We start from the raw sequence: 15,728 nt of genomic DNA, 5'->3' as shown, positions 1-15,728 counted from the left end.
CGATAATCGAACGCTGTGTCGATTATCGGATTGTTTGGCCCGTTGGCCCGGCTTAACCTTCAAGCACTTCGGCGCCACCTCAGCGCCTTTTTCGATCAACTCCGGGAGCCCAACCCCATGGCTGAAATTCTCACCCTGCGTGATGCGGTCAAGCGCTTCGTGAACGACGGCGATACCGTCGCCCTCGAAGGCTTCACCCACCTGATCCCTACGGCCGCAGGTCATGAAATCATTCGTCAGGGTAAGAAAGACCTGACGCTGGTGCGCATGACGCCTGACCTGGTCTACGACCAGTTGATCGGCGCCGGCTGCGCGCGCAAGTTGATTTTCTCCTGGGGCGGCAACCCGGGTGTGGGCTCCCTGCATCGCTTGCGTGACGCGGTCGAGAGGCAGTGGCCGCAACCGCTGGAGATTGAAGAACACAGCCACGCCGACCTGGCCAATGCCTACGTCGCCGGCGCCTCCGGCCTGCCCTTTGCGGTGCTGCGTGCCTACGCCGGTTCCGACCTGCCCAAGGTCAACCCGCTGATAAAAACCGTGACCTGCCCGTTCACCGGCGAAGTGCTGGCGGCGGTGCCGTCAGTGCGTCCGGACATCAGCGTAATTCACGCACAAAAGGCCGACCGCAAGGGCAACGTATTGCTCTGGGGCATTCTCGGCGTGCAGAAGGAAGCGGCGCTGGCGGCCAAGCGTTGTATCGTCACCGTTGAGGAAATCGTCGACGACCTGAATGCACCGATGAACAGCTGCGTGCTGCCAACCTGGGCCCTGACCGCCGTCTGCCATGTGCCCGGCGGCGCGCATCCGTCCTACGCCCACGGCTATAACGAGCGCGACAACCGCTTCTACCAGGCGTGGGACCCGATTGCTCGCGACCGTGAGACTTTTACCGCCTGGATCGACGAATACATCCACGGCACTGCCGATTTCAGTGAATTCCAGGCCAAGCTGGCCACCGCGCAGGAGGCCAAGTAATGGCTTACTCGACCAATGAAATGATGACGGTCGCCGCCGCGCGCCGCCTGAAGAACGGCTCGGTATGCTTCGTCGGCATCGGCCTGCCGTCCAAAGCCGCCAACCTGGCGCGCTTGACCTCGTCGCCGGACGTGGTGCTGATCTACGAGTCCGGCCCGATTGGCGCCAAGCCCAGCGTACTGCCGCTGTCCATCGGTGACGGCGAGCTGGCGGAAACCGCTGATACGGTCGTCCCCACCGGTGAGATTTTTCGCTATTGGCTGCAGGGCGGGCGTATTGACGTCGGCTTTCTCGGCGCGGCCCAAGTCGACCGTTTCGGCAACATCAACACCACCGTGGTCGGTGATTATCACCAGCCCAAGGTGCGCCTGCCGGGTGCCGGTGGCGCGCCGGAGATCGCCGGTTCCGCCAAGAGCGTGTTGATCATACTCAAGCAGTCGGCGCGTTCGTTTGTCGACAAGCTGGATTTCATCACCTCTGTCGGCCACGGCGAAGGCGGCGACTCACGCAAGCGTCTGGGCCTGCCCGGTGCCGGTCCTGTAGGGATTATTACCGACCTGTGCGTCATGGAGCCGGAAGAGGGCACACATGAGTTCGTGGTCACCGCACTGCACCCTGGCGTGACCCGCGAGCAAGTCGTCGCGGCCACCGGTTGGGCGATTCGGTTTGCCGACCAAGTGAGTACCACCGCTGAACCGAGCGACGTCGAGTTGACCGCCCTGCGTGATCTCGAAGCGCGCACCGCCGCCGCTCATGGCCAAGCGCCGGGAGAAGCCTGATGCGCGACGTATTTATCTGCGATGCGATTCGCACGCCTATCGGTCGTTTCGGCGGTGGCCTGTCCACCGTGCGCGCCGATGACCTGGCCGCGCTGCCGATCAAGGCATTGATTGAACGCAACCCTTCGGTGGATTGGACTGCCGTCGACGAGGTGTTCTTCGGCTGTGCCAACCAGGCCGGTGAAGACAACCGCAACGTCGCACGCATAGCGCTGTTGCTGGCGGGCTTGCCGGAAAGCATTCCCGGTGTGACCCTCAACCGTTTATGCGCCTCGGGCATGGATGCCATCGGCACCGCGTTTCGTGCGATTGCCAGCGGCGAAATGGAGCTGGCAATTGCCGGGGGCGTCGAGTCGATGTCCCGTGCGCCGTTCGTGATGGGCAAGGCCGACGCGGCGTTTTCGCGCAACATGAAACTGGAAGACACCACCATCGGCTGGCGTTTTATCAACCCGTTGATGAAGGCCCAGTACGGCGTGGATGCGATGCCGCAGACCGCCGATAACGTCGCTGACGACTACAAGGTTTCCCGCGCCGATCAAGACGCTTTCGCCCTGCGTAGCCAGCAACGCACCGCCGCCGCGCAAGCCGCCGGCTTCTTTGCCGAGGAAATCGTGCCGGTGCGGGTCGCCCATAAAAAAGGCGAAACCGTGGTGGAACACGATGAGCACCCGCGCGCCGACACCACCCTGGAAACCCTGGCCAAACTCAAGCCAGTGAATGGGCCGGACAAGACCGTCACCGCCGGCAATGCCTCAGGCGTGAATGACGGTGCAGCGGCGTTGATTCTGGCGTCTGCCGAAGCCGTGAAGAAACACGGCCTGACCGCCCGCGCCCGTGTGTTGGGCATGGCCAGTGCGGGTGTTGCGCCACGGGTGATGGGCATCGGTCCGGTGCCGGCGGTACGCAAACTGGTGGAGCGCCTGGGTTTGGCGGTCACCGATTTTGATGTCATCGAACTCAATGAAGCTTTCGCCAGCCAAGGCCTGGCGGTGCTGCGTGAACTCGGCATTGCCGACGATGCCCCCCAGGTCAACCCGAACGGTGGCGCCATCGCCCTCGGCCATCCCCTGGGTATGAGCGGCGCGCGGCTGGTGTTGACGGCCCTGCATCAGTTGGAAAAAAACGGCGGCCGCAAAGGCCTGGCGACCATGTGTGTGGGCGTCGGCCAAGGCTTGGCCCTGGCAATTGAACGTATCTAATAAGAGAGGATTGCTCAATGAGTGACAAGCCAGGATACCGGCGCCCGCAAGCGGGCACTCAACCTGATTACCTGCACCCGGCCTATCAGTCGACGAACCTGCGTTCGCCGTCCAAGCCGTTGGTGTTCCTGCCCCATTCCTTGTCGGAAATCACCGGCCCGACTATCGGCGCCGAGCGTATCAACGACAAAGATAATGACCTGACCGCCCAGCATGACGGCGAGCCCCAGGGCGAACGCATCATCATTCACGGCCGCGTGCTGGATGAAAACGGCCTGCCGGTGCCGGGCATCCTTGTGGAAATCTGGCAGGCCAACGCCGCCGGCCGCTATAACCACAAGCGCGATGTCCATGACGCACCGCTGGACCCGAACTTCACCGGCACTGGGCGCACCGTCACCGATGCCGACGGCTGGTACCAGTTCCAGACCATCAAGCCCGGCGCCTATCCGTGGGGCAACCACCACAACGCTTGGCGCCCGGCGCATATCCACTTTTCGCTGTTCGGGCCGAGCGTGCTGACGCGTCTGGTGACGCAGATGTATTTCCCCGGCGACCCGCTGCTGGAATACGACCCGATCTACAACTGCGTGCAGGACACCTCGGCCAAGCAACGTTTGATCGCAAGTTTCGACCTGGAAAAAACCATTCCTTCCTATGCCCTCGGCTACCGTTGGGACATCGTCCTGCGCGGCCGCGACGCCACGCCGATGGAGAAATGAGATGACACTCAACGCGACCACGTCCCACACCGTCGGGCCGTATTACCACATCGGCCTGACCTGGCTGAACCGCGAAGACCTGACCCAAACCGGCACCCTCGGCGAGCGCGTGGCGATCAGCGGGCAAGTGGTGGATGGCAACGGTGATGTCGTCAACGACGCCATGCTCGAAGTCTGGCAGGCGAATGCCGCCGGCAAGTACGACCACCCGGAAGATGAGCAGGACAAAGCAGTTGACCCCCACTTCGAAGGGTTTGGCCGGGTGCCGGTGGATGCCGAAGGGCGTTTCCGCTTTACCACCATCAAGCCGGGCAGCGTACCGGGGCTGAAGGGCACGACCCAGGCGCCGCATTTGGTGGTGTTGGTGTTTGCGCGGGGGTTGGTGAAGCACTTGCTGACGCGGATTTATTTTGACGGTGAGGCGTTGAATGGGGATGACTCGTTGCTGGCGTGTGTACCTGCAGAGCGTCGCAGTACCTTGATTGCCAAGCAGGATGCGGACGGTGTGTATCAGTGGAATGTGGTTTTGCAGGGGACAGATAAGGAAACGGTGTTTTTCGACTATTGACTTGGCTTGAAATCCTATCGGGAGCAAGCCCCCTCCCACATTTTAAGCGCGCCGCCTATTAAATGTGGGAGGGGGCTTGCTCCCGATGAGGTCGGTTCAGGCAGCACATATCCAAAAGTCTGCTTGCGGAACATGGTTGTTGCAAAGTATGTCTAGGCTATAACCGTTCCCACTGAGTGAAAAAAACATGACAACAAAAACGAGTCATTACACCGGAGAAGAGCGCAGCAAGCGGATTTTTGCGATTGTCGGGGCGTCCTCCGGCAACCTGGTCGAATGGTTCGACTTCTACGTCTACGCCTTCTGCGCCATTTATTTTGCCCCGGCGTTTTTCCCGTCGGACGACCCCACAGTCCAACTGCTTAACACCGCCGGTGTGTTCGCCGCCGGGTTCCTGATGCGTCCCATCGGCGGCTGGCTGTTTGGCCGCGTGGCCGATAAGCACGGTCGCAAAAATTCGATGATGATCTCGGTGCTGATGATGTGCGCCGGTTCCCTGGTCATCGCTTTCCTGCCCACCTACAAAGACATCGGCGCCTGGGCACCGGCCTTGCTGTTGGTGGCGCGGCTGTTTCAGGGTTTGTCGGTGGGTGGCGAATACGGCACCACCGCGACCTATATGAGTGAAGTCGCGCTCAAGGGGCAGCGCGGCTTCTTCGCCTCGTTCCAGTACGTGACGCTGATCGGCGGGCAACTGCTGGCGGTGCTGGTGGTGGTGATCCTGCAACAGATCCTCACTGAAGACGAACTGCGCGCCTGGGGCTGGCGGATTCCGTTTGTGATCGGCGCCATCGCGGCGGTGATCTCGCTGCTGCTGCGTCGCACCCTGAAAGAAACCACCAGCAAGGAAATGCGCGAAGACAAGGACGCCGGCAGCATCGTCGCGCTGTTTCGCGACCACGGCAAAGCGTTTGTGACGGTGCTGGGCTACACCGCCGGCGGCTCGCTGATTTTCTACACCTTCACCACTTACATGCAGAAGTACCTGGTGAACACGGTCGGCATGCACGCCAAGACCTCGAGCTACATCATGACCGGCGCACTGTTCCTCTACATGTGCATGCAGCCGCTGTTCGGCATGTTGGCGGACAAGATCGGCCGCCGTAATTCGATGCTCTGGTTCGCCGGCCTTGGCACCCTGTTTACGGTGCCGATCCTGCTGACCCTGAAAACTGTCACGAGTCCGTTCCTGGCCTTTGTGCTGATCACCCTGGCCTTGGCGATTGTCAGCTTCTACACCTCCATCAGCGGCCTGGTCAAAGCGGAAATGTTCCCGCCTCAGGTGCGTGCATTGGGCGTAGGCCTGGCGTATGCGGTGGCTAACGCGGTGTTTGGCGGTTCGGCGGAAGTCGTCGCGCTGAGCCTGAAATCCATCGGCATGGAAAACACTTTCTATTGGTACGTGACCGCGATGATGGCGGTGGCCTTCCTGTTCAGCTTGCGCCTGCCGAAACAGGCGGCGTACTTGCACCACGATCTGTAAGGGATGAGTTATGACACTGCGCACGAGCAATCAATTGTTCGATGCTTACTTCACCGCTGACAGCATGGCCGAGGTGTTCTGCGACCAGGGGCGCCTGCAGGGCATGCTGGATTTCGAAGCCGGGTTGGCCCGGGCGCAGGCCCGGGTCGGGTTGATCCCGCAGGCCGCCGTCGCACCGATTGCCCAGGCGTGCCTGGCGTCTCTGTATGACGTGGATGCCTTGGGCGTGGCGATTGCCACGGCGGGGAATTCAGCGATTCCGCTGGTGAAGGCACTGGGCAAGTTGATTGCCAGTGAAGATGCCGGGGCCGAGCGCTTTGTGCATCTGGGCGCGACCAGCCAGGATGTGATGGACACGGGGCTGGTGCTGCAAGTGCGCCGCGCGGTGGAGTTGGTCGAGACGGATTTGGCGCGCTTGGGCGACATACTTGCCGCTCAGGCGCAGCGCTACGCGACCACAGCGTTGGCCGGGCGCACCTGGTTGCAGCATGCAACGCCGGTCACCCTTGGGATGAAAATCGCCGGTTGGCTGGGCGCGGTGACCCGTAACCGACAACGTCTCGCTGAGCTGAAACCGCGCTTGCTGGTGCTGCAATTCGGCGGCGCGTCCGGCACCCTGGCGGCGCTCGGCGAACAGGCGATGCCCGTGGCCGAAGCGTTGGCTGCAGAGTTGCAACTGACACTGCCCGAGCAGCCCTGGCACACCCAGCGTGATCGGCTGGTCGAATTCTCCAGCGTGCTCGGCCTGATCGCCGGCAGCCTCGGCAAACTCGGTCGCGATATCAGCTTGCTGATGCAGACCGAAGCGGCCGAAGTGTTCGAACCGTCCGCGCCGGGCAAAGGCGGCTCGTCGACCATGCCGCACAAACGCAACCCAGTCGGCGCTGCCGTGCTGATCAGCGCCGCCACTCGCGTGCCCGGCCTGGTAGCGACGATGTTCAGCGCGATGCCCCAGGAGCACGAGCGCAGCCTCGGCTTGTGGCATGCCGAATGGGAAACCTTGCCGGAGATTTGCCGCTTGGTCTCCGGCGCGTTGCAACAAGCGCTGCTGGTAAGCGAAGGGTTGGAAGTCGACCCAGAACGTATGACGCAAAACCTCGGCCTGACCCAAGGCCTGGTTTTGGCCGAAGCGGTCAGCATCGTTCTCGCCCAACGGCTGGGCCGCGAAACCGCGCACCATCTGCTGGAGCAGTCCTGCAAACGGGCGGTCGCTGAGGGGCGCCACCTGCGCGCTGTACTGACGGACGAACCGCAGATCACCGCCGAACTGTCAGCCGCTGAACTGGACCGCCTGCTCGACCCGGCCCACTACCTGGGCCAGGCTCAAACCTGGGTCACCCGTGCTGTAACCGAACATTTTGCATTGAACGCTTGAATGCCTTACTGATTAAGGAGAAAGCTGTGGCATTTGTACAACTCGCCGAGGGCGAACTGCATTACCAACTGGACGGCCCTGTCGACGCACCGGTGTTGGTGTTGTCCAACTCCCTGGGCACCGACCTGGGTATGTGGGATATCCAGATCCCGGCCTTCACTGAGCATTTTCGTGTGCTGCGTTTTGACACCCGTGGTCATGGCAAATCATTGGTCACAGAGGGGCCTTACAGCATCGAGCAATTGGGGCACGACGTGCTGGCGCTGCTGGATGCGCTGGATATCCAGCGTGCGCATTTCTGCGGGCTGTCCATGGGCGGCCTGATTGGCCAGTGGCTGGGCATCAACGCGGGTGAGCGTCTGTATCGCCTGGTGGTGTGCAACACCGCAGCCAAGATCGGCACGCCGGACATCTGGGACCCACGGATCGAGATGGTCCTGCGCGATGGCGCGGCGGCCATGGTTGCCCTGCGCGATGCGTCGATTGCCCGTTGGTTTACCGCTGATTTTGCCGAGGCCAATCCGCAGCAGGCCAAGCGGATCACCGACATGCTCGCAGCCACCTCGCCCGAAGGGTATGCCGCCAATTGTGCGGCGGTGCGCGATGCCGATTTTCGAGAGCAGTTGGCAGCGATCAAAGTGCCGACGCTGGTGATTGCCGGCACCGAAGACGCCGTCACTCCACCCGCTGGCAGTCACTTTATTCAGGAACATGTGCAGGGCGCCGAGTACGCTGAGTTTTACGCCGCGCACCTGTCGAATGTTCAGGCGGGTGCGGCGTTCAGTGATCGGGTGCTCAAATTCCTGCTGGCCCACTAAACCTGTGGCGAGCGGGCTTGCCCCGCGTTGGGCTGCGAAGCAGCCCCAAAACCTGACAATGCGGTGACTGCATCAGGGCCGCTTCGCGCCCCAACGCGGGGCAAGCCCGCTCGCCACAAGAAGCCTGCTCCCCACATGAAGCCCCGCTGTGCACAAGTGAACGGGCGCTAATCAAATTGAACAAGGAATTTTTATGGATGAGAAACAACGTTACGCCGATGGCCTGCACGTGCGCCGCGAAGTGCTGGGTGATGCCCATGTCGACCGCAGCCTCAACGCCCTGACCGAATTCAACAGCGAGTTCCAGGAAATGATCACCCGCCACGCCTGGGGTGATATTTGGACCCGTCCCGGTCTGCCGCGGCACACGCGCAGCCTGATCACCATCGCCATGCTGATCGGGATGAACCGCAGCGAAGAACTCAAACTGCACCTGCGCGCGGCCGCCAGCAATGGAGTCACCCGGGCCGAAATCAAGGAAGTGCTGATGCAGAGCGCGATCTATTGCGGGATCCCGGCGGCGAATGCAACGTTTCACCTGGCAGAGTCGGTGTGGGATGAACTGGGTGTGGAGTCCCGCCAACAGGGCTGAACGCGTTGCCCCACCGTGGTGGTGATCGTTCCGACGCTCTGCGTGGGAATGCCGCGCTGGACGCTCTCAGTCCGCTTCTAAAGTCGTGACGCAGAGCGTCACAGGATTAATTCCCACGAGAGCGTGGGAACGATCAATAAACGCGGCGCCCGTGTGTTTTTCGCCGGCAAGCCTGCGCCTACAGGGTATCGGCGCTCCACACCCAGTTCCACACGCCCGGCAGATGCACCGGCTCGTTCACATCCTTCACCGTTCGCGCCAGCGCAGCGCGTTCCAGCGCGGCGTGCTCGGTGTAGAACGGCTCGGCGGCGGTTTGCATGCCGTTGATCCGGGCGCTGTCCATCAGGATGTGCAGGTACTCCTGCAGGTGCCGGGCCGTGTAGCGGTTGATGTCGTGGAAGGTCACCACCACCGGGATCACGCCGTCCACCGTGGGCAACTCCCCCAGGGCAATGCGCTCGCGCACCACCGACAGTTGCCGATACAGGTTGGCGCGGCGGCGCGGGCTGCCATTGAAACCCCAGATTTTGCCGTCATTGGCACTCAAATCCGTCAATAACACCTGCATGCCATGGCGTTGGTACGCGGCGAAGGTGCGTCGGTCGTAATTCCAGAACGGCGGGCGCACCAGCGTGGGCGGCGTACCGGTGATCGAGGCAATATCTTCGGCGCCCTGGCTGAGTGTGCGTTCAAGCTCGGCGTCGTTCAGCCAGCGGTGGTTGGTATGAAACCCCGTGGCGGTGTGGAACGCCAGGATATGCCCCCCCGCGTGCTCACGCTCCATGGTCTTGCGACCCCGTGAACTGCCACCGGAGCGCGAGGCTTCGGTCTGCAAAAAGAACACCGCCTTGATGCCCGGCAACACCGGGTTGTTGGCCAGGTCGGCAATCACTGAGCGGCTCGGGTTGTTGTAGCCCGACGCGCTGGGACCATCATCAAACGTCAGCAGAAAACGGATCGGCGCCTGGGCCTGCAAGCGCTGCTCGGTCTGCGGCGTCAGGGCGATGGGTGCGCCGATGCAGCCGCTGAGGCTCAAGGCGAGGGCAAGCAGGGCGGATGCGAGGGCAAAGGATTTCATGGTGTGGGCCGGGCTCGTCTGGAGGCCGCCGCCGAGTCAGCTCAGCGGCAGCAGGCGCGCACCATACCGCAAGTGCGACGCGGGTTTACAGCAGACTTATCGGGTAGCTGACGATCAACCGGTTTTCGTCGAATTCGTTGTTGCTGTAGTCGCGCCGCATGCTGGAATTGCGCCAGCGCATCGTGAGGTTTTTCAGGGCGCCGCTTTGCACGGTGTAGCCCAATTCGCTTTCGCGGCCCCACTCCTTGCCGTCGGTCACGGTGCCTGTGTGCACGTTGCTGCCGCTGATATAGCGGTTCATCAGGGTCAGGCCCGGCACGCCAAGGGCGACGAAGTTGTAGTCGTGGCGAACCTGCCAGGATTTTTCCTGGGCGTTGTCATAGCTGGCGTTGTAGCTGTCGTTGGCCAGGGTGCCGCCGCTGGTGCCGTTGACGCGCATCCACGCGCTGTTGCCGGTGAGCTTTTGCAGGCCGACGTAGAAGGTGTTGCCGCCGTACTTGGCCGAGAACAGGCCGGACCAGGTCTTGTTGTCCAGGTCACCGGCGCGGGCGCTGCCGTCGTCCTTGCCGTAGAAGAACCCGAGGTTGGCGCCGAGGGTCCAGTCGCCCACGGGTTGGCTGTGGATCAGGTTGACGAACTGTTGGCTGTAGATGTCCTTGAGTTGGGCATTCCAGAGGCCGACCTGCGTGCGTTTGTCATTGAACGCATATTCGCCGCCCTGGAAGTTGAATCGGTCGGAAGTGAAGGCGGTTTTGCCGACCATCGACATGTCCGTCATGCTGCTGTCGTCTCGTGGGCTGTTGGCGCGGAACTGGCCGCCGTAGAGAGTCAGGCCGTCGATTTCCTTCGAGGTGATCTGCCCGCCGCGCAGAGTTTGCGGGAGTGAGCGGCCGTCGTCTGAACGCAGGATCGGCAGCACCGGCATCCACTCGCCGACCTTCACTTCGGTCTTCGAAATGCGCGCCTTGAACGCCACGCCCAAACGCCCGAATTCATCCGCCGGCCGGCCATCGCGGTCCAGCGGCAACAACTGAGTGCCGCCGGTGCCGCGCCCGCCATCGAGCTTGAGCGAGTACAAGCCCAGCACGTCCACCCCGAAACCTACCGTGCCCTGGGTAAAGCCGGACTTGGCGTCGAGGATGAAACTCTGCGTCCACTCCTGCGCGCCGCCCTGGGCCTTTGTCGGGTTGGTGAAATTGCGGTTCAAGAAGAAATTGCGCAGGTTGAGGTTGGCACTGGCGTCTTCGAGAAAGCCGTGTTCTTCGGCGACTGCGGGAAGGGCAAGGCTGGCGACAGCGATAGCCAGCAAGAGCTGGCGAACGTGAAAAATGTTCATGGCGTTAGACCTGTTGTTATTGGGGTTATGCAGGTGGCGGCCATGGTGCGGGGCAGGGCGGGGGCGATGAAAGTGGGGGCGGGCGGGTTGTGGGCGATGATCGAACGCAAGTTGACGGGAGCCTTTCGGACATAAAAAAACCGCTTCCTGCGAGGGAAGCGGTTTGTTTTACAGCACCGTTATCAGAACAACTTCAACGTCGGCGCTTCTTCTTTCAGCGGCTCGTTCTTCGCGGTCTGCTCGTTCCAGCCACCGCCGAGGGCCTTGTACAGGTTGACCTCGCTGTTGAGCTGCGCCAGGCGGTCGGTGATCAGCGATTGCTGGGCACTGAACAGTTGGCGCTGGGCGTCGAGGAAGGTCAGGTTGCTGTCGACACCAATGCGGTAGCGACGCTCGGCCAGGCGGTAGTAATCCTGGTTGGCGGCGACGAAACCACGCTGGGCCTCCAACTGCTGCTTGTAGGTCTCACGCGCGGCGAGGCCGTCGGAGACTTCCTGGAAGCCGGTCTGAATGGCCTTCTCGTAGTTGGCCACGTTGATCTCTTTCTGGATCTTCGAGTAGTCCAGGCTTGCGCGCAGGCTACCGGCGTTGAAGATCGGGATGTTGATCTGCGGGGCAAACGACCAGGTGCCCGAACCGCCTTTGAACAGGCCGCTCAGATCCGGGCTCATGGTGCCGGCGTTGGCCGTCAGGCTGATGCTCGGGAAGAGCGCTGCACGGGCCGCGCCGATATTGGCGTTGGCCGCCTTGAGGTTGTACTCGGCTTGCAGAATGTCGGGACGACGTTGCAGCAGGTCCGATGGCAACCCGGCCGGCACTTCGCTCAGCAGGTCATCCGACAGTGGCTTGCTGGCGATATTCGCCGGCAGGCCAGTGCCGAGCAGCAGGGTCAGGCTGTTTTCGTCCTGGGCCACCTGGCGGGTGTAACGCGCCAGTGCCACCCGGGCGTTTTCCACCGAGGTGCGCGCCTGGCTCAAGTCGAGGGCCGAGGCCACGCCGACTTCGTTGCTGCGCGAGGTGAGCTTGTAGCTCTGCTCGTACGCACCCAGGGTGTCTTGGGTCAGCTTGAGCAGTTCCTTGTCGGCCTGCCAGGTCAGGTAGGCGTTGGCCACACTGGCCACCAGGCTGATCTGGGTGGTGCGACGGGCTTCTTCGGTCGCGAAGTACTTCTGCAGCGCTTCTTCACTCAGGCTGCGCACGCGGCCGAACAGGTCCAGCTCATACGAGCTGATCCCGAGGGTGGCCGAGTACGAACTGGTGATGCCCGCTTCGCCGGTCTGCGACGACCGTGCCGGCACGCGCTGGCGGCTGCCGCTGCCATTGGCAGAGACGGCGGGGAACAGGTCGGCACGCTGGATGCGGTACTGCGCCGCGTAGGCGTCGATGTTCAGGGCCGCGACGCGCAGGTCGCGGTTGTTCACCAATGCGGTCTGGATCAGCTGTTGCAGGGCAGGATCATGGAAAAACTGCTTCCAGCCCTGCTCGGCAGCAGCCTGGTTCGGCGCCTGGGCCGACGAATACGCCGGCCCCTGCGGGAACTGTGCGGCCACCGGCGCTTCGGGGCGCTGATAGTCAGGTATCAGCGAGCAGCCACTGAGCACGAATGCCGTGACAGCTAAGGAAAGGAGCGACTTGCTCATTGGCCAGCCTCTTTAGGAGTTTGCTTGGGTTCAGTCTTTTTACGTTCGCCCATGGAGGTCACGGTTGCGAAGAACAGTGGCACCCAGAAGATCGCCAGGACAGTGGCCGTGATCATACCGCCAATTACGCCGGTACCGATCGCGTGCTGGCTGCCTGAGCCTGCACCCGAGGAGATCGCCAGCGGCAATACGCCGAGGACGAACGCCATGGAGGTCATGATGATCGGCCGCAGACGCATGCGGGACGCCTCGATGGCTGCTTCGACGATGCCTTTGCCTTGTTCGTGGAGCTCTTTGGCGAACTCCACAATCAAGATGGCGTTCTTCGCGGCCAGGCCCACCGTCACCAACAAGCCCACCTGGAAGAACACATCGTTGGACAACCCGCGCATGCTGGTCGCCATCAACGCACCCACAACCCCTAGTGGTACTACCAAGATCACCGCGATCGGGATCGACCAGCTTTCGTACAGTGCCGCGAGGCAGAGGAACACCATCAACAGTGACAAGGCGTACAGCGCAGGTGCCTGGGAGCCGGACAGACGTTCTTCATACGACAGGCCGGTCCAGGCATAGCCGACACCCGCCGGCAATTGCTTGGCGATACGTTCAACTTCGGCCATGGCGTCACCGGTACTGTAGCCCGGCGCCGGCGTACCGAGGATTTCCATCGCCGCCACACCGTTGTAGCGCGAGAGTTTCGGCGAACCGAAGATCCACTTGCCCGAGGCGATGGCCGACAATGGCACCATCTTCCCGGAGTCGCTGCGCACGAACCATTTGTTCAGGTCTTCAGGCGACATGCGGCTGGCGGCATCACCTTGCACGTACACCTTCTTCACCCGACCACGGTCGATGAAGTCGTTGACGTAGCTGCCACCCAGGGCAATCGCCAGGGTCTGGTTGATGTTTGACAGGGTGATGCCTTGGGCACTGGCCTTTTCGTCGTCAACGGTGAGTTCGTACTGCGGCTCATCGTTCACGCCGTTGGGGCGCACGCCTGCCAGAATCTTGCTTTGTGCTGCCATACCGAGGAACTGGTTACGCGCCGCCATCAATTTCTCATGGCCGACACCGCCCTGGTCCTGCAGGAACACGTCGAAGCCGGTTGCGTTACCCAGTTCCAGTACAGACGGCGGAACGATGGCAAATACCATGGCGTCCTTGAAGGTCTGCATGAAGTAGCCCTGGGCGCGCTTGGCGATCTCGAACACCGAGTTGGAGGCGTCACGCTCGTCCCACGACTTTAGCATCACAAACGCCAGGCCCGAGCTCTGGCCACGACCGGCGAAGTTGAAGCCGTTTACGGTGAACACCGATTTCACGCCTTTGCCTTCGCCAGGCTCGCCTTCCTTGTCGTTGAGCAGGTAGGCGCGCATGTCGTCGATGACTTTTTGCGTGCGTTCAGCCGAAGAACCGACCGGCGTCTGCACCTGGGCAAAGATCACACCCTGGTCTTCATCGGGCAAGAACGCAGCAGGGATGCGCATGAACAGCCAGATCATGCCGACGATGATCAGCGCGTACACCAGGAACGCCGGGATCTTGTGCTTGATCATGTTACCCACGCCGCGCTCGTAGCTCAGTACGCCACGGTCGAAGGTGCGGTTGAACCAGCCGAAGAAACCACGCTTGGGTTGGCCGTGCTTCTCGGGGTCGATCGGCTTGAGCATGGTGGCGCACAAGGCCGGGGTGAAGATCAGGGCAACCAGTACCGACAACGCCATGGCCGAAACGATGGTGATGGAGAACTGTTTGTAAATCACACCGGTGGAACCACCGAAAAACGCCATCGGCAACAGCACCGCCGACAATACGAGGGCAATACCGACCAGGGCGCCCTGGATCTGGCCCATGGACTTGACCGTCGCCTCTTTCGGCGACAGGTGCTCCTCGGCCATCACCCGCTCGACGTTTTCGACCACCACGATGGCATCGTCCACCAGCAAGCCGATGGCCAGGATCATGCCGAACATGGTCAAGGTGTTGATGGTGAAGCCGAACGCCGCCAGGATCCCGAAGGTACCCAGCAATACCACCGGTACAGTCATGGTGGTGATGATGGTGGCGCGGAAGTTCTGCAGGAACAGGAACATCACCAGGAACACCAGCACGATCGCTTCGACCAGGGTGTCGACTACACCGGAGATCGATTCGGTCACTACAGGCGTGGTGTCATAGGGCACCACGGCCTTCATGCCAGGCGGAAAGAACGGTTCGAGCGACGCCACGGTGGCACGGATGGCCTTGCCGGTGTCCAGGGCGTTGGCGCCGGAGGCCAGCTTGATCGCCATACCCGAAGCGGGCTTGCCGTTGAACTGTGCAGCGATGCTGTAGTTCTGACCACCCAGCTCAATACGGGCGACATCCTTCAGGCGTACCTGGGAGCCGTCTGTATTGACCTTCATCAGGATATTGCCGAACTGCTCCGCAGTCTGCAGGCGGGTCTTGCCAATGATGGTCGCGTTCAACTGGGTGCCGGGCAGGGCAGGCAGGCCGCCCAGTTGGCCGGTAGCCACCTGGACGTTCTGTGCGGAGATCGCAGTGCTGACATCCACCGGTGTGAGCTGGTAGTTGTTCAGCTTGGCCGGGTCAAGCCAAATACGCATGGCGTACTGCGAACCGAACACCTGGAAGTCACCCACACCAGCGGTCCGTGAAATCGGGTCCTGAATGTTCGAGACGATGTAGTTGGACAGGTCGTCCTTGGTCATGCTGCCGTCTTCCGACACCAGACCGATCACCATCAGGAAGTTCTTCACCGACTTGGTCACGCGGATACCCTGCTGCTGCACTTCTTGCGGCAGCAGTGGGGTCGCCAGGTTCAGCTTGTTCTGCACCTGAACCTGGGCAATATCCGAGTTGGTACCCTGGTTGAACGTCACGGTGATGGTCATGCTGCCGTCGGAGTTACTGTCCGAGGAAACATAACGCAGGTTGTCGATACCGTTGAGCTGTTGCTCGATGACCTGTACCACGGTGTCCTGCACGGTTTGTGCGGACGCGCCTGGGTAGGTCACCTGGATGTCGATGGCGGTCGGCGCAATGGCCGGATATTGGTTGATGGGCAACTTCATGATCGAAAGTGCCCCGACCAGCATGATCACCAGGGCAATTACCCAGGCGAAAATGGGACGGTCGATAAAAAAATTGGACATGG

The 15,728-nt window shown here is 61.7% G+C and carries 13 protein-coding genes; 9 read left to right on the top strand and 4 right to left on the bottom strand.

Features of this window, described 5'->3' with window-relative positions; genetic code table 11:
* Positions 1-117 precede the first annotated feature (117 nt).
* From ACR52_RS01570 to pcaC, 9 genes are all read left to right on the top strand, one after another.
* Positions 118-975, top strand: a complete 858-nt coding sequence (locus tag ACR52_RS01570) for a CoA transferase subunit A (protein ID WP_048719730.1) — start codon at positions 118-120, stop codon at positions 973-975.
* Complete coding sequence (locus ACR52_RS01565; RefSeq protein WP_048719728.1) at positions 975-1,754, top strand: CoA-transferase subunit beta; 780 nt, start codon at positions 975-977, stop codon at positions 1,752-1,754. The genes ACR52_RS01570 and ACR52_RS01565 overlap by 1 nt, the downstream gene beginning before the upstream one ends.
* Positions 1,751-2,956 carry a 3-oxoadipyl-CoA thiolase gene (gene pcaF / locus ACR52_RS01560; RefSeq protein WP_173439166.1) on the top strand — a complete coding sequence of 402 codons (1,206 nt, stop codon included), beginning with the start codon at positions 1,751-1,753 and terminating at the stop codon, positions 2,954-2,956. Before ACR52_RS01565 ends, pcaF begins: the two co-directional genes overlap by 4 nt.
* 17 nt (positions 2,957-2,973) lie before the next feature.
* Complete coding sequence (pcaH, locus tag ACR52_RS01555) at positions 2,974-3,678, top strand: protocatechuate 3,4-dioxygenase subunit beta (RefSeq protein WP_048719724.1); 705 nt, start codon at positions 2,974-2,976, stop codon at positions 3,676-3,678.
* Position 3,679: 1 nt separating this feature from the next.
* Positions 3,680-4,246 (top strand): protocatechuate 3,4-dioxygenase subunit alpha, encoded by a 567-nt coding sequence (gene pcaG, locus ACR52_RS01550; protein ID WP_048719723.1) that lies wholly within the window; start codon positions 3,680-3,682, stop codon positions 4,244-4,246.
* Between the two features lie 187 nt (positions 4,247-4,433).
* Complete coding sequence (locus tag ACR52_RS01545) at positions 4,434-5,729, top strand: MFS family transporter (RefSeq protein WP_048719720.1); 1,296 nt, start codon at positions 4,434-4,436, stop codon at positions 5,727-5,729.
* A 10-nt stretch (positions 5,730-5,739) separates the two neighbouring features.
* The gene (locus tag ACR52_RS01540) at positions 5,740-7,104 is read left to right on the top strand and encodes a 3-carboxy-cis,cis-muconate cycloisomerase (RefSeq protein ID WP_048719718.1); all 1,365 of its coding nucleotides are present in this window, start codon (positions 5,740-5,742) and stop codon (positions 7,102-7,104) included.
* A 26-nt stretch (positions 7,105-7,130) separates the two neighbouring features.
* A complete protein-coding gene (gene pcaD / locus ACR52_RS01535) occupies positions 7,131-7,922 on the top strand; it encodes a 3-oxoadipate enol-lactonase (protein WP_048719715.1) in 792 nt (263 codons plus the stop codon).
* A 193-nt stretch (positions 7,923-8,115) separates the two neighbouring features.
* On the top strand, positions 8,116-8,514 hold the full coding sequence (pcaC, locus tag ACR52_RS01530) for a 4-carboxymuconolactone decarboxylase (RefSeq protein ID WP_048719714.1): 399 nt from the start codon (positions 8,116-8,118) through the stop codon (positions 8,512-8,514).
* Positions 8,515-8,692: 178 nt separating this feature from the next.
* On the opposite strand, the gene ACR52_RS01525 is transcribed toward pcaC, so the two are convergent.
* The 4 genes from ACR52_RS01525 to ACR52_RS01510 all read right to left on the bottom strand — a co-directional run bounded on the left by ACR52_RS01525 (position 8,693) and on the right by ACR52_RS01510 (position 15,726).
* Positions 8,693-9,592, bottom strand: a complete 900-nt coding sequence (locus tag ACR52_RS01525; RefSeq protein WP_048719712.1) for a polysaccharide deacetylase family protein — start codon at positions 9,590-9,592, stop codon at positions 8,693-8,695.
* A gap of 85 nt (positions 9,593-9,677) precedes the next feature.
* Entirely contained in the window at positions 9,678-10,928 is a 1,251-nt protein-coding gene (locus ACR52_RS01520) for an OprD family porin (RefSeq protein ID WP_048719710.1), read from the bottom strand.
* Between the two features lie 182 nt (positions 10,929-11,110).
* Positions 11,111-12,568: an AdeC/AdeK/OprM family multidrug efflux complex outer membrane factor gene (gene adeC / locus ACR52_RS01515; RefSeq protein ID WP_048719708.1), complete on the bottom strand. Its 1,458-nt coding sequence runs from the start codon at positions 12,566-12,568 to the stop codon at positions 11,111-11,113.
* Positions 12,565-15,726 (bottom strand): efflux RND transporter permease subunit, encoded by a 3,162-nt coding sequence (locus tag ACR52_RS01510; protein WP_048719706.1) that lies wholly within the window; start codon positions 15,724-15,726, stop codon positions 12,565-12,567. Before ACR52_RS01510 ends, adeC begins: the two co-directional genes overlap by 4 nt.
* Positions 15,727-15,728 lie beyond the last annotated feature (2 nt).

The organism is Pseudomonas fildesensis (assembly GCF_001050345.1).
In the GTDB taxonomy this organism is placed as follows: domain Bacteria; phylum Pseudomonadota; class Gammaproteobacteria; order Pseudomonadales; family Pseudomonadaceae; genus Aquipseudomonas; species Aquipseudomonas fildesensis.
Note: the sequence above shows the minus strand (reverse complement) of the source record. Positions and strands in the feature narration are given on the sequence as shown.